This is a genomic window from Kitasatospora sp. NPDC059088 (genome assembly GCF_042738155.1).
In the GTDB taxonomy this organism is placed as follows: domain Bacteria; phylum Actinomycetota; class Actinomycetes; order Streptomycetales; family Streptomycetaceae; genus Kitasatospora.
Map to the genome: position 1 here is coordinate 94,991 of NZ_JBHYGR010000007.1, position 14,176 is coordinate 109,166.

At 69.0% G+C, this 14,176-nt stretch carries 14 protein-coding genes; 6 read left to right on the forward strand and 8 right to left on the reverse strand.

What is annotated here, in order from left to right:
- Positions 1–484 precede the first annotated feature (484 nt).
- The 4 genes from ACFWXO_RS05515 to ACFWXO_RS05530 form a co-directional block, all read right to left on the reverse strand.
- Positions 485–853, reverse strand: coding sequence for a DUF6009 family protein (locus ACFWXO_RS05515; protein ID WP_380522449.1), 369 nt, complete (start codon positions 851–853; stop codon positions 485–487).
- 150 nt (positions 854–1,003) lie between these two features.
- Positions 1,004–2,551 (reverse strand): phage/plasmid primase, P4 family, encoded by a 1,548-nt coding sequence (locus tag ACFWXO_RS05520; RefSeq protein WP_380522450.1) that lies wholly within the window; start codon positions 2,549–2,551, stop codon positions 1,004–1,006.
- On the reverse strand, positions 2,548–3,579 hold the full coding sequence (locus ACFWXO_RS05525; protein WP_380522496.1) for a bifunctional DNA primase/polymerase: 1,032 nt from the start codon (positions 3,577–3,579) through the stop codon (positions 2,548–2,550). The genes ACFWXO_RS05520 and ACFWXO_RS05525 overlap by 4 nt, the downstream gene beginning before the upstream one ends.
- 1,357 nt (positions 3,580–4,936) lie before the next feature.
- Positions 4,937–5,221, reverse strand: a complete 285-nt coding sequence (locus ACFWXO_RS05530; RefSeq protein WP_380522451.1) for a hypothetical protein — start codon at positions 5,219–5,221, stop codon at positions 4,937–4,939.
- Between the two features lie 373 nt (positions 5,222–5,594).
- On the opposite strand from ACFWXO_RS05530, the gene ACFWXO_RS05535 reads away from it, so the two are divergent.
- Complete coding sequence (locus ACFWXO_RS05535; RefSeq protein WP_380522452.1) at positions 5,595–6,206, forward strand: hypothetical protein; 612 nt, start codon at positions 5,595–5,597, stop codon at positions 6,204–6,206.
- 174 nt (positions 6,207–6,380) lie between these two features.
- Here ACFWXO_RS05535 and ACFWXO_RS05540 read toward each other — a convergent pair whose 3' ends face one another.
- The 3 genes from ACFWXO_RS05540 to ACFWXO_RS05550 all read right to left on the reverse strand — a co-directional run bounded on the left by ACFWXO_RS05540 (position 6,381) and on the right by ACFWXO_RS05550 (position 7,365).
- A complete protein-coding gene (locus ACFWXO_RS05540) occupies positions 6,381–6,599 on the reverse strand; it encodes a hypothetical protein (protein ID WP_380522453.1) in 219 nt (72 codons plus the stop codon).
- A 33-nt stretch (positions 6,600–6,632) separates the two neighbouring features.
- Positions 6,633–6,866, reverse strand: a complete 234-nt coding sequence (locus ACFWXO_RS05545) for a hypothetical protein (protein WP_380522454.1) — start codon at positions 6,864–6,866, stop codon at positions 6,633–6,635.
- Between the two features lie 193 nt (positions 6,867–7,059).
- On the reverse strand, positions 7,060–7,365 hold the full coding sequence (locus ACFWXO_RS05550) for an endonuclease domain-containing protein (protein ID WP_380522455.1): 306 nt from the start codon (positions 7,363–7,365) through the stop codon (positions 7,060–7,062).
- Positions 7,366–8,382: 1,017 nt separating this feature from the next.
- On the opposite strand from ACFWXO_RS05550, the gene ACFWXO_RS05555 reads away from it, so the two are divergent.
- The 5 genes from ACFWXO_RS05555 (at position 8,383) to ACFWXO_RS05575 (ending at position 13,390) form a co-directional block, all read left to right on the forward strand.
- Positions 8,383–9,840, forward strand: a complete 1,458-nt coding sequence (locus tag ACFWXO_RS05555; protein ID WP_380522456.1) for a ParB/RepB/Spo0J family partition protein — start codon at positions 8,383–8,385, stop codon at positions 9,838–9,840.
- A 19-nt stretch (positions 9,841–9,859) separates the two neighbouring features.
- Positions 9,860–10,792, forward strand: coding sequence for a ParA family protein (locus tag ACFWXO_RS05560; protein ID WP_380522457.1), 933 nt, complete (start codon positions 9,860–9,862; stop codon positions 10,790–10,792).
- 278 nt (positions 10,793–11,070) lie between these two features.
- Complete coding sequence (locus tag ACFWXO_RS05565) at positions 11,071–11,358, forward strand: hypothetical protein (protein ID WP_380522458.1); 288 nt, start codon at positions 11,071–11,073, stop codon at positions 11,356–11,358.
- Positions 11,355–11,624, forward strand: a complete 270-nt coding sequence (locus ACFWXO_RS05570) for a hypothetical protein (RefSeq protein WP_380522459.1) — start codon at positions 11,355–11,357, stop codon at positions 11,622–11,624. The genes ACFWXO_RS05565 and ACFWXO_RS05570 overlap by 4 nt, the downstream gene beginning before the upstream one ends.
- A gap of 209 nt (positions 11,625–11,833) precedes the next feature.
- The gene (locus ACFWXO_RS05575) at positions 11,834–13,390 is read left to right on the forward strand and encodes a DUF2637 domain-containing protein (protein ID WP_380522460.1); all 1,557 of its coding nucleotides are present in this window, start codon (positions 11,834–11,836) and stop codon (positions 13,388–13,390) included.
- A gap of 73 nt (positions 13,391–13,463) precedes the next feature.
- Here the strand turns inward: ACFWXO_RS05575 and ACFWXO_RS05580 are convergent, their stop codons facing one another.
- Positions 13,464–14,159 (reverse strand): hypothetical protein, encoded by a 696-nt coding sequence (locus tag ACFWXO_RS05580; RefSeq protein WP_380522461.1) that lies wholly within the window; start codon positions 14,157–14,159, stop codon positions 13,464–13,466.
- Between the last annotated feature and the right edge of the window lie 17 nt (positions 14,160–14,176).

A 14,176-nucleotide genomic window follows, 5' to 3' on the forward strand; every position in this document is an offset into this window, starting at 1 on the left:
GGTCCGGCGCGCCGGACCCGCGCCGCGCGGCCGCCAGCTCACCCGCCTGCTGCGCCCGTTGGACTTGTGCCCGGAACGCTAACTGGCCAGCCGAGCAGCTCCTGCGCAGCTCGCCCGCGCCGTCGGAAGACTGGCCAACAAGCCCGTCCCGTTGGCCATCTAGCGGGTCCGGTCGCAGGCGGGTCACGCACGACCACCACCGGTACGCGACAGGGTCTGCCCATAGTTGGGAAAGCGAGTCCCTCCAGTCCCTGATGGGGTCGCCGTGCCCCATCAGGGACTGGGCAAACAGCACAGGGACTGAACGATTCAGAGCGCGCGCGGCGTCGTAGAAGGGAACGCTATTCCCCTGCCGTACCCAGGTGGGCCCGAGGCCCTGGCAGCCCCGGGTATTGGCCGGAGATGGCGAGTGGCCAAGGGCCCGTCGCGGTCGACCCGCTGGCCGGGAGGGTGCCGCGTCTGCGCTTCTGGCGGAGCGCAGGAGTCAGGCGCCGACTCGACCGCGTTGGGAACGCGGGGTCTTCATGCCGACGGCCTTGGCCTTGATGGTGCGGGGGTCGACTGCCTCGCCGGGAGCGCCGGCGGCGTAGGGACCGTCGGGTTCAAGGTCACGGTCGTGGGGCAGCAGGAAGAACACCCGGCGCCGGTGCAGGCCGCTGTCGGGGTCGGCTTCTGCCGTGGCATCGAGTTCGGCGTAGCCGACCATACGACCGTCGCGCAGCCAGCGCGGCTTGCCCTGGCGACGGGGGGTCTTGTCGATGGTCTGGCGTACGTAGTCGAGCGCCGAGAGGTCCTCCAGCCAGACCACGTCCTTCTCGTGGGTGAGAGCGCTGCCATCCAGTAGCGAGCTCATGACCGAAGGCCTTCCTTCTTGGTTGTGGGCGAGGTGGTGGAGGGAGAAGAAGATGTGCCGTCTGCATCGTAGGCGGGCGCGGTCTGCGGAGTGTAGACGGCCGGGGTCGGTTTCCAGCTTGATCCGCCAGCCGCCGCAGCGGGGAGTTTGTCAGTCGGCAAGGAGGCCCAGCCCGGGATAGAACTTGCGGCCGTTGCTCTTAAGCATGTCGTTCGGGGTGGCCAGGCCGAGATCGGTACGAACGCGGGTGGCGAAGGCCCGGTTGCTCGTTGGGCGGATGCCCTCAGCGGATGTGCACCAGGTCACATAGGCCGCGTAGAGCTGGCCCTGCTCCACGCGCAGTTCTGTCTCCTCGCTGTTGCGGGTGCAACACTCGGAGAGGAACCGACCGATGGTGTCCTCGGTGGTGGCGTAGGCGTCGGTGGCCAGCCGTACCCGGGACGGTCCTTCCAGCGGGTCGGGCAGCCCGGCACCGGCCTGCCGCCGTTCGCGCAGGTCGTGGTAACGGCCGGCTCCCTGGACCACCCAGTGGAGGATGCCCGGTCCCTCGTCGCGGACCAGCTCCATGGCGAGGTTGTCGATCTTGTTCTCGTCGGAGACGGTCCGCTCGAAGGGCACGAGACGGATGCGGCGCCAGAAGGCGAAGCCGCCGGTGGTGACCTCGGGCCGGTGGTTGCCGAGGAGCCACAGGTGGTGGGTGGGCAGGAAGGAGAAGTAGTCCTGGCGCATCCGGCGGGCCTTGATCCTGTCGCCGCCAGTGAGCAGTTTGACCCGGGCCTCGTCGAAGCGGTCGGTGGACTTGAGCTCGGAGCACACCAGCAGGCGTCGTCCATGGAGCTCTGTCAGCTCGGTGGAGTGCTCGTTGTACGCCCCTCGGTCCATCAAAAAGCCCGGCGGCGCGGCGTCGGCGTAGTCGCCGAGCAGCTGCAGCATCACGTCGAGCAGGACGCTCTTGCCATTTTTGCCGTGACCGTAGAGGAAGGGGAGGACCTGGCCGCCGACGTCGCCGGTGGTGGAGTAGCCGAGCAGGACGTGGAGGAAGTCGATCATCTCCCTGCCGGCCTCGTCGTTGCCGAAGGTCTCGTCGAGGAAGCGGGTCCAGCGCGGGGTCGGCATGTTCTCGGGCGCCACGCTGGTGGCTCGGGAATGGCAGCCGCCGGCCGGGGACGGCTTGTGGAGCCGGCCGGTGCGCAGATCGACGACGCCTGCCGGGGTGCACAACGCCCAGGGGTCGCTGTCCAGCTCCTCGGCGGCCATGCTCAGGGCCGGGGAGGACTTGGCCTGCTCCAGGAACGCCTTGATGCCCGCGGTGGAGCTGGTGCGACGGCGGTGGAAGGCGACCTCCCGATCGGTGTACACCAGGGCGGGGTCGCTCTCGGGCATCTGCTCCGCGAGCTCCCCGGCGGCCCACAGCGCTGCCTTTTCCGCGCCGCGCTTCCAGCGGTAGCCGGCCCACTCGTACCAGCCCAAACCCTCGACGTGCCGGAAGGTGTCCTGGTAGAGGCGGATGAACAGCTTGGCGTTGCCGCGGTCGGTGAGGGTGTGGGGCAGGAGGCCGTCCTCCTGCCCCACGACTGCAACCTTGCCCGCCTTCTGCGCGGGAAGGGGAGCGGCGGGGACGAGTTGTTCCTCGAACTCCAGCATCTCCTGTGCCGCGGCAACGGCGTCGAACCCGCGCGGAGCGTCGGCGGTGCTCATGAACGACGTCCTTCAAGGTGGAGCGGGCGCCGTGCACCCGCCGCGAGGGAAGCGGTGATCAGGTCTTCGATCCGGCGGGCCTGCCGGGGACGGGCTGTCAGGGCCGCGGCCAGCAGCAGCGCAGAGGCTTCGTCCTGCCCGAGGACGCCGGCGCCGACCAGCCCCCCGGCGGTGTAGGCCGCCCGGTTCAGCTTCTCCGTGAAGCCGGCGCCCTCGGGAACGCGGGCGCAGCCCGCGACTTCCTGCAGAAGCGGGCCCAGCGTGCGCGCAGCGGCGCGGGGCCTGCGTCGGCCCGAGGTTGCGCTGACCGGGGCAGGGCTCTCGCCAGCTGCGGGGATCCGGTGGCCGGTGCGGGTCAGCTCGGAGGCGAGCCAAGTAGGCAGTGGGGCGGGCCGTCGGCCATCGCCGACGACTTGGTAGGTGCCGGCGGGAGTCCACGTGCCGGGCGCGACGATGTACCCGCCGTGGGCCCGGACGTCCACCTGCCAGGCCAGGGCAACCTTGGAGCTGGATCCGGTGGAGCATCGGAAGGCCGTGGTGCTCCAGTACCAGATGTGCAGGCCTCCCGAGGGCGTACGAACCCGCAACGTCGAGGTGTCGTGCGCCGGGTCGGGCTGGCCTCGGTAGGCGGCGAGCAGGGCGAGGGTGTCGTACCCCGAGGCCAGGCCTTCGAGGTTGACCTGCTCAGGGATCCGGATTCCCGGCAGAAGCAGCGACCGGTCGGGAACCGTGTCGGAGTGCGCGTCAACGTCGATGACGATCAGGTTCGCGGGACCGCAAGCGACGCCGACCCCGAAGTCCGGTCCCTCCTGCCACCACATGTCGACCAGCCGCGGGTCCGTGGTGGCAGCGTGGAAGCCATGGCAGTACCGGCCCTGTGCGATGCAGGCGCAGTCCTGCGGGTCGTCCCTGAGGTCGCGACAGCTCTTGCAGCTTCCCACGGGGGTCTTGCGGCCAGGGGCGAGAGGATGAACGGGCCAAGCCTGGGCCGCGCACCAGCGGGCCCCCGCGAGTCCGCGTACGGGCATCGCGGGGGCATCGCCGCTCTGCTCGATGTGCACGCTCTGTCCTTCGCTGGATCCCGGTCCCTGGTCGCAGCCGTGGGGAGCGGCCAGGGACCGGAGGGACCGAAGGGACTGAAATCTGGAATGGGCAGAGCCTAGCGTGAGCCGATGGGGATCCCCGCCCTCGGCCCTTTGGTCACCACCTCAGGTCGTGGCCAGAAAGGGCACGTTGCCTGCACGTAAGCCGCTTTGCCCAGATTTGAGAGAGACCAAAGGGACTGACTTTCCGAACTCTCCGACTGTAGCGATCACCGGCGGCGTGTCTTCCGGACACGCCGCGCACTGGCCCGCTGTTCGAAGCTCAGTCCCTCCAGACCCTCCGGTCCCTGGGGGGCGAAGTGACCGGCCAGCCAGCCAGGGGCTGTACGGACTCTGTGTCAGGGTCCGGATTTCTTCGGTCCCTTCGATGTTTTCCCAGGTCAGAGGCCATTATGGCCGATGAACAGGGACTGGAGGGACTGGGATTCCCCATTATGAGCGGAACTTGATTACATGAGGCAGTGACCCCCTTTGTGCGCGGGCGCGTACGTAACCGACCCAGAGAAGGAGATCTGCTCATAATGGGGAATCCCAGTCCCTCCAGTCCCTGGAGCTGTAGTCAGATGTGCTTTGACCTGCAGAAATGCACAGGGACTGAACGTCTCCGAGGGTAGAGACCCAAGCCTGATCAGCGGTCCCTGACTCTGGCCGGCAGCAGGGACGAGGAGAACGCCGATTGCTGGTCCCTTCCGATCCGGACATCTTGGGTAGGGACCGAAGCTCTCCGTCGCTCCACCAGAAGACCTACCGCCCCGAGGCCTCCTGACAGGTAGCCCCCGAGCTCGCGAAGCCCAGGCCGAGCGAGGAGCGTCTTGACGGTCTGTCCAGGGTCAAACTCCTCCCCCCGGCCGTCTGTGAGCGTTCCGGACCGCCGGAGAGCGCCGTCGAAAATCGCTGGGGGCGGTGCCGATGGTCACGGGAGGAACCCGTCGCGCTGTCCCCGCGCAGAACCTGCGGACGGTGTGTCCCCGTACGAGCCGCCGAGCGGGTGGCCGAAGTCGATCGATCAGGTGAACGCAGCGTCCGTTCGGCCCCATGATTTGGTACCGGAGCCGCACCTTCGCCATGATCCGGCCGACCCCCAACGTCGGCACGGCCTGGGCCGCGCCCCGACCAGGAAGCCCGGTGTGCGTCAGTCCGTCCACACTGGCACCTGGCGAGTGACCTCGACCGATGTCCGCACCGTGCCATGCCCGACCTGCGGTGTCCGCGCCGGCCACAACCGGTCAGGGCCAGCCGCCCTGACCGGGAACGCCCGCTCCCGCCGCTCCCCCGCCGACCCTCAGGTGCCCCGGGCCGCGGCCTCCGTCGTCTCCGCGACGACCAACGCGGTGAGCACCGCGACCCGCGGGTCCGTCTCCCCCACGGCCGCCAGGACCGCGTGACCGGGCCCAACCGGAACACCCTCGTGCGCCTCCCGCCCCGCTGCGGACAGCTCGGCGAATGCCGCCCGAAACCGCCCGACCACGTCGCCCTGGTGGTCGTCCTCCAGGTCGTGGAACGTCAGCAGGCAGGTCCACTCCAGGCTGTGCGCGCGCAGAACCTCCTGGCAAAACCCGGCAGTCAAGCACGCCCCCACAACGCAGCCCCTCCTCCACTACCGTGCGGTCAGACTGCCGACTCACCCATTGGGGAGTCCGCGCTGCCGTAGCCGCACCCGAGTCGCGGGGCGGGGCCCCGACGGGCGCCCGAGCCGTCGAACGCTTCGGCCAGACCCGGCCCGCTCACGCGTCAGGACCGGCAAGGGCCCTGAGGTGCCGCAGCCCGCAGCCGTTCGATCGGCAACCACAGCTCCAAGCCGGAGCCGGCGTGCGTAGCCGCACGGGCCCGACGGCGCTCCTGGCCCGGCAGCCACCCGTACGAGAAGGCCTCCAGTGCCGCTACGCTCCGTCAAGTGCGCGAAGCACGAAGTGACATGGCCGACAGGCGGAGGAGTCCCGGTGTTCCGAACACTGCTCAAGCAGTATGAAGCGAACCAGCAGCTCAAGCGTGACATCGCGCGCGAACAATGGGAAGTGGAGAAGCGCTTCCGCGAAGACGACCGCGAGGCCCAACAAGCAGTCCTCCAGGCAAACACGGTCGGTCTCGACGAGCACAACACCACGATGAAGCTCGCCGCCGGCGTCAGCTACCTCACCCTGGTGTGCCACGAGGACACCTGGACCTTCGTGGCGCGCTGCGCCTTCGGCCACTGGAAGGCCACCTGGACCAAGTGCACGCATGACCCCTCGGACTACCGTGGACCGAACACCGCGAGCGTGTACTCCGTGAAGTTCACGGTCTATCCCAACCTTCGGGAAGGGAGTGTCCAGAAATTGCAGGACGGTATGCAGTCCGTCAACCTCTCCGGTCACAATCTGACCAGGATCCTGGACACCCTGCGCACCGGATCCGCCGGACCAGACCTTGTCGACTCGGCACGGTGCCGGACGCTCTACTCGAAATTCGCCCAGTTCGCCTCCACGGTCGACCCCGACGCCCTGCCCGGGCAGACCACCGGGATCGAGTTCCGCATCGACGACAGCGTGATCGTGGCCGGCACACCGGCATAACCTCCCAGGGCTGGCAGCCGGCCAGCCCGGGTTCCTCCCCTGGCCAGCACGCTCCCAAAAGGCTCAGCGGTGGGCTGTGCCACCTCAGCCGTTCCCCCGACCTTCGGTGCTTCCGCGCACTCGTCGCGATGTCGTCCTCGGCAACGTGGGCGAGGAACAGGCCGCAGATGGGGGCTACCCGATGGTGGTCCTCGGGCTCTGCACATCGCCGTAGTAGTGGCCGTCGATCCACACTCCGGTCGAGATCACGTAGGTGCCCGCCGGCGCGGTCCACTCCGACCAGGACGAGCCGTAGCCCGGGTCGCGCCCGGCCCACACCGTGCCGGTCAGGTCGCCGGAGGAGGTGCAGCCGAAGTCGTGGGCCCAGGGCCCGTTGATGTTGTTGACGTTCAAGGCGTGCGCGCAATACGTCAGACCCTGGCCGGTTTAGTTCTGGAACCCGACCTGGGCCTCGATCGTGCGGCGGTCGTCCTGAACGTTGTAGCAGGAGTCCAGGTAGACGGAGCTGCCGTAGACGGCTGCGTACCGCCCGTGCGTGTTCGCGGAGCGGCAGGCGTACGCGCTGTCGGCGTGGGCGCTGCCGGCGCTGATGGCCGTGCCGCTGACGGCGATGGCGCCGGCGACGGCTGCCTGGGTGAGACGTTCGGTGATCTTGCGCATGGTTCCCCCCTGGGGACGGCCCCGGAGCCGGGATACCCGACACCGGGGAGCTGCGGCAGGCGACCCGCGATCGGGCCGGCTGGGGACCAATCCTCGCGGCGGAGGCGTTGGGTCACCACGACGTTGACCCGACGTTGACGCGACACTTCCCGTCGCACGCCGAGGACGGCGTTGGTGGGGCAGTGTCGGCGGATCAGCGGAGGTGAGCGAACGGGTCGTAGCCGAGCGCGGCGATCCGGCTCTCGACGTGACGCAGTCCTGCGAGCGACTTTGCGATGTCCGGGTAGGGGAGCTTGAGGTGAGCGGCGGGCTGGGCGTTGAGGTACTCGGCCCGTGGGCAGACGTCCAGGTGCAGGCACGACTCCAGGCCCGTATTGCACACTCCACACAGCAGGCCGCGCACCAGGCCCGAGAAGTGATCATGATCAACGACCGCGCCGGGAAGGACACCACAGAGCTGGCACAGCGGCCCCATGACGTTAACCAGGTGGGCGCGCATCCTGCCTACCTTGCTCGCTGCCGGGAGCGGGGGCCACAGGTACGCCGGTGCGACGGGGCAGCGACTCGCAGCCGGTACGGTACCCGGCTCCCTGCCACCGGGCATCTCGTTGACCCGCCAGACCACGTCCATGTCCAAGACGTTTGGGTCCGTTACTGAGGCGGTGGCCGGCCTCAACGCCCGCCCGTCGTCGTCAGTCCACCACCGCGCCCGGAACAAGTGCCGCCAGCTGCCTTCCGAGTCCCGACGGCTACGGCCGAACTTGTGCTCCATCCAGGCCGGCCAGTGCGTCTCGTCGACGGAGCAGAGCATCGTGGTCTCACCACGAAGGTGGTAGCGCCCGTCGTCTCCCCGAACGGCAACAGCGGGAACCTCCGGCGTCGTCTGGCGGGCCTGACAGACGTCGCCGGGCCGGACCCGGCTCAGTGCGAGGGCGAGGGCGTCCGGATTCAAGGCCGAGCTCCAGACGAGGGCCATTCTTCGGTGTTCGGGGAAGTCCTCCAGCGTCAGATCGCCCTCGTGCCCTGCCGGTGTCCTCATGACCAATCCCCTCAGAAGGCCGCCCAAACGGTCAGCGGTCCATGCTCCACCACGCCAGCGACAGACCGTCCACCCCGGAGCCAGTTTCTTTCGTCGACGAAAACGCCCAAGCAGCGCCGGCCCACAGCCCGCCCGCACCGACCATGTCTTTCGTCGACGAAAGCGCCAGGGCCTGGTCGGTCGATCGCCCAGGGCCAGCTACAGCCGGACAACTGGAGCCGGACGAGACCAGGTGTGCCCGGACGGGACAGCTGAGCTGCCGCCGCACTCGGCCACCACGCATCCAGGCGGATTTCGTCAACGAAAGGGCCAGTTGCTCCGCCCTCTTCCGTGGGGAGTCCTGCCGATCCGCGGCGCCGTCAGAGGCGAACCCGCTAGCGTGGCGGAGCACGGCGGGGCCGCCCTGGCCGATATGTACCGAGCGTGCCGGTTAGGGTTCTCCTGATTCGAGATCCTCAGCGCCAGGAGTCAATTTCAGTGTCACGGCGAAGCAACCGCGGTACCGGACGAAACGCCAACAAGGACAACCCGCAGACGGAAGCGGCCTCAGCCAGCTCTGCGGACGAGCAGGAATCCGGCGACGCGCCCGTGACTTCGCCGGAGACATCGGCGACCGACGTTGACACGGATGCGCGGAACGAGAGCAAGACCCCTCGGCACGTCGTAAACGGTCAGCGCTTCCTGGCACCCCTGGAGCACGTCGCTCCGAACCCGGTCAACATCCGTGAGGAGTGGGAGTGGGAAGAGGACTCCTTCAAGGACCTGACCGAGAACATCGACGAGCTCGGCGTTCAGCAGGACCCGACCGTGATCTCGTACGCCGTCTTCGCTGAGAAGTACAAGGAGGAGGCGAAGACCCTCCCGGAGAACACCTACTGGGTCCTCGGCGCCGGTGAGCGCCGGTACAGGGCCGCGCTCGCCAACGGTGCCACCGAGCTGCCGATGGTGCTGCGTGATGACCAGATCGAGAAGATGGACGAGCTGATCTGGTCTGAGAACCAGAACCGGGCCGGGCTTCACCCGCTCCAGGAGGGCAGGCTCCTCCAGCGGTTCAAGGACCGTGGGCTGACCGCCGAGCAGATCCAGGCCAAGCTGGGCCGGCGGAACAAGGGCCTCAGCGAGGCTGCCATCTCCAAGAAGATCCGCCTCTACAACGAGGTCCCCGATGGCAAGGTGCGCACGGCCATCGGCCGTCGAGTGCTCGGCGTCGACCCCGCCTACCTGCTGCTGACCAAGTACGGGGCTGAGGGGATGGAGGTCGCCTACCAGCGGATGCGCGACCTCGAACTCATTGCGAAGGACCTCGTCGAACTGGACTTCCCCAAGCCGGCTCCGAAGGAACCGGCGCCTGAGCCGGAGACCGGCGCTGAACCTGAGACGGACACCTCCGACGCGCACGCCCCCCAGCGGCCGGGCCGCCCGGAAGCAGCAGACCAGCCGAACCCGGACCAGGGAATCGATCGCGAGAAGCAGTCCACGGGCCGCATCCCCGCGCAGCCGGTGGACAACCCCTCCAAGCGCACCGGTCTCGACAAGGCGCCGGCGACGAAGGACGGCAAGCACGCCGAGGAGCTCCGTGAAGAGGCTGACGATCTTGCGCGCTTCAAGGCGGGAGCAGCGCTGCTGGCCTCCGAGCGCGACCCGGACGAGATCGTCGAGTCGGTCTTCATCGCGCTGATCAACAACGCCCCCGAGGCTGTGCAGCTCCGAGCGCAGGACCTCCTCGACGCGAGCGGGATCCCCCCGGCTGACGGCGTGCAGGAGCTCGCCCGTCGCGCCGAGGCCATCGCCGCTGCGGACGCCCAGATCCGTCTGGCCCGGCGTTCCGGCGGCTACGACGTCAACCACCTCCGCGGCCTCGTGCGCCACGGTTACGAGCCCACCCTGACCGAGAGCGACCTGCTGACGACGGCCACTCCGGTGGAGCAGGCATGAATCTGGAGATGCAGGACTGATGCGAAACCGCAGGTACCCCGACGGCCCCGTCGTGATCGGCTTTGCCAACGAGGGCGGCGGCACCCGCAAGACCAACGACTGCGTGAACGCCGCCGTCGAGCTCGCCCACCGAGGCTGGAACGTGTGGGTCGGGGACGGTGACCAGACCATGGCCGCCAGCACCTACTTGGGATACGGCGTTACCAACCGCAAGCACAACCCGAAGCGGGTCGATGCGATGGACGCCCGCCTGGCGCGGATGACGAACATCTACGACGTCCTCCACCGCCGGGCCACGCTGCTCGAAGCCACAGTGCCGGCCCGCCGCCGCACGGTGCCGGTCGAGGAGTGGGACGATCTGGCGGACGACCGCGACGAGTGCTTCGAGGAGATCCCCAACCTCCGCCTCGTCCTCGGGTCTCGGTCGATGGTTGATGCGAGCAACGACATCACGAATCCTCGCCACGGCAAGGGCGAGATGTGGCTCAGGAGCGCGATCAAGGCGGTGCCCAAGGGCACGGTCGACCTCATCTGCTGGGACTTCCGCGGCACCTTCGACATCCTGGAGTACTCCGAGATCGCCGCTTGCGACGCCATCATCGGCTGCGTCAAGCCGGACACCAAGGACGACGACACCCTGCACAACCTCACGAAGTTCATCGAGAAGGCCGAGGACCGGTACGAGTTCTCCGAAGGGTGCGCCGACCTGCGCTACGTCCTGATCAACGGCACCCAGCCCAAGAACCGCGGGTCGCACTTCGGTGAGATGGTGGCCGACATCCAGAGCTTCTACAAGCACCGGGTCCTGCCGACCATCTCGGAATCCGTCCTGGTCGGCGAGAGCGTCCGCTACCAGGAGCCCGTCCGCTACTACTGCGACTCCGAGGACGACAAGCCGGTGCAGGAGTTCAAGGCCGTCGCGGACGTGCTGGAGCCCCTGCTCAAGCGGTAGGCCAGAACACCATGGGCGGGCGCAGAGCCTCTGCGCCCGCCCAGTGCCGTCTCCAGGCCAGGCCCCGGGCCGGATGCGCTTTCGTCGACGAAACCTGCGGCTGCCAAACGGGCGCCCGACATCCCTGGCCCACACCGCGCCGGGAAGCACGCAGGTTTCGCCGACGAAACCCGGAGCCCCTCTGCCGGACGGGCGGGCCGGAGAAAAAGACATTGGTGTCCTGGGGAGTCTGTCAGGGGAGTAGCGTCTTCCACGAGCCCACCGGGAGGAGCACCGCGATGAGTACCGCAGCCCAGTACGCCGATCCAACACCCCCGCCCATGACCAACGTGCGCGAGGTGCGTGCCGCTCTGGCCGGCCTCGCCGCGCTGGGCGTGCCCACCGAGCGCGACCGGTTCGAGCAGGAGCTCGACGACGTCCCGCTGCACGAGTTCGAGGACTTCATCCAGCGGTACAAGACCTATGTCGAGGAGAACACCACCCCCGAGGCCGTGGCGGCACTCACCATGCCGGTGGCCACGTCGGCCGCCCAGCTGCGCCGCAAGTTGGCCGAGGCTGGCCGGTGACCAACTTCGCCGTCTTCTCCGACGAGGCTGAGAAGATTCTCCCCGGCCTCACACCGGCAGAGCTCCGCGCCGTCGAGCACGTCCGGGCGCAGCTGGAGTTGACCCCGAGGCTGGGGGAGCGCAGGCCGTCGTACGACCCGCAGGCCGAGGACTACGTGGTGCGCCTCGACCCCGAGGAGACCGGCGGGCGCGGGGTGAGCGTTCTGCACAGGCACCATCCGACGCTCGGGGCTAGCCTCATCACCTGGGTCATCGTCGGCCCGTAGCCCCGGCACGGCGCCGCCGAGCCAGGCCGGGCTCGGACCGGCCGACCGAGGAAGATCAGCTGTACGCTCCGCATCACCCCGATCTCAGAGGGTGCCGAAATGGCCCGCGCGGGGGCTCCAAGCCCCCTGACCAGGTATGTACCGCACGCCCCGTCCGGGCCACATGAAAAACTGCCCCCCTGAGCACCAAACGCAAGGGGGAGAGTGTCGTGACACGACCGGTCCTGACCAAGGCCCACTGGGCGCTGATTACGCTCGTCGCCGTGGGCGCCACGATCGTGGCACTGATCGGCCTGGCTGGCTCCTACCTGGCGGTCCGCCAACTGGCAGCCGGCGTCGGCATGGGGACGTTCTCCTACGCCTTCCCGATCGGCGTGGACGTCGGCATCCTCGTCCTCCTCGCCCTGGACCTCGTCCTCACCTGGCTCCGCATCCCCTTCCCGCTGCTGCGCCCCACCGCCTGGGCCCTCACGGTGGCGACCATCGCGTTCAACGCCGCGGCGTCCTGGCCGGATCCGTTGGGTACCGGGATGCACGCCGTCATCCCGGTGCTCTTCATCATCATTTCGGAGGCGACGCGGCACGCGATCGCCCGCCTCGCGAAGCTCAGCTCCGATCGGACGATCGAGAGGATCCGGCTGATGCGCTGGCTGCTCGCTCCCCGTCGGACCTGGGCGATGTGGCGGCGGATGCAGTTGTGGGAGATCCGGCGTGTGGACGACGCCGTTCGGCTGGAGCAGGATCGGCTCATCTACCTCGCCCTGTTGAAGGACGCTCGGGTCGGCCCGGATGAGAAGCTGCCGGCCGCCGCGCGCCTGCCAGTGGATCTACTTGAGCTGGGCGTGCCGATGCAGATCACCTACGAAGACGGCCTCGCGGCCGCTGGCGTCGCCACCCAGCCGATGGACCGGATCTTTGCCGCGCGAGCAGCCGCCGACGGCCAGCCGAAGCCGCAGCCCGAGGGCGCGGCCCAGCTGCCGACGGTCGCGGGCCCGCGCAAGGAGCTGTCCGCAGCGGACGGTGAGATACCGTCCGCTGCTGCGGTGGCATGGGCGGGGCCGGTGCGGGCGCAGCAGGAGAGCGTTGCGGGCCCGGCGTACGGTCAGCCGACCGCTTTGCGGGAGCCCGTCGCGCAGTCCTTTGCGGATGCGGGACACGGCGGCGAGGTCTTTGCGGATGCGGGACATCTCGTTCCGCAAAGCCCGGCTTCTGCGCACGTACTTTCCGAGACTTCACAGGTCAGCGCCCTTGCGGGAGGCTTTGCGGGGACGGCTCCGGCGCCGGTGCATGCGGTGCGGGCCGAGCCGGAGGTGGACCTGACGGCGACGTACGGGCAGCCGGATGCCCTGGACGCCCGCACTGCTCTTGCGGATGCGGGACGGCCCGAGGCGCCGATGCGAGAAAACCCTGCGGCCCTTGCGGAGACCACCCGCACCGAGGGAGCCGCGCCCGCTTCCGGCCTGGTCGAGAACGACCTGCCGAAGCTCGACCCCGCCCTGGCCGACCAGGCGCTCAACGCGGGGATCCCCTCGAAGTGGACCATCGGCTTTGCCGCCTGGGTCGCTGAGCACGGACGCTACCCCGAGCCGGAGGAACTCCGTCAGCACCTCTTCCAGCACCCCTACAACCTCCGGGCCCGGGGCAAGGAAGACCAGCCGGTGAGCCTGCGCAGCGTCGAGCGCTACTACAACGACCTCAAGGACCTTCTCCCGCTGACCACCCAGGAGGACCAGGAGCAGCTCCAGCTGGAGAGCACCGGGGTTTGACGCTCTCCCCACGATGACGGTCCGGCACTCGTAGGTGCCGGACCGTTTCGCTGCCCTCCGGCGCACCAGCCGGTCAGTGGACGGCTTCCGCCGCGTAGCGCCGGAGCAGGTCCTGGCCGGCTGGGCCGGAGAGCGCGGGTACGAGCGCGGCGTCGGCCACGATGGTGTGCTCCGCCAGCGGTACGAACCCGGCGGTGCGCAGCGAGGCCATCAGGGACTGGCAGTCCTGGCCGCCGCGCATGAAGGACGGCGCGGTCGCCACGACCGCGGGGCCGCCGATCCGGGCCAGGAGCTCACCCAGCAGCAGGACGTCGAGGCCGGTGCCGGCCCAGGGTTCGTTGACCGACACGTGGCTGAGGAGCACCAGGTCGCCGAGATCGGTGCGCGGCCCCTTGCCCAAAGCCTCCCGTACGGCGGGGACGAGGCGGCTGCGGCCGCCCCGGCGGGTGAACGCGGACCCGAGCACCGCCTCGGCCAGCTCCGCCTCCAGGACTTCCGCCTGCTGCACCGCTGCGAGGACGCCGACGTCCACCGCGCCCCGCTCCAGGCGGATCCGGTGGACGGCCACCACCCCCACCTGGTCGTGAGCCGCCGACCACTGATGCGGGTCCTCCCCCTCGGCCAGGAACCGCGCGTTGAGCCGGTGCCGCTCCTGCCTTTCTCCTCGACCGACGGGGGCGCCGATCTCGCTGGTCACGGTGAGATGAAGGCGTGCCGGGTCGCCAGGAATGGCCGCCGGCGCCGACGGGGCGGGCACGGTGTCGCTCACGCTGCTCCTCTGGCGCG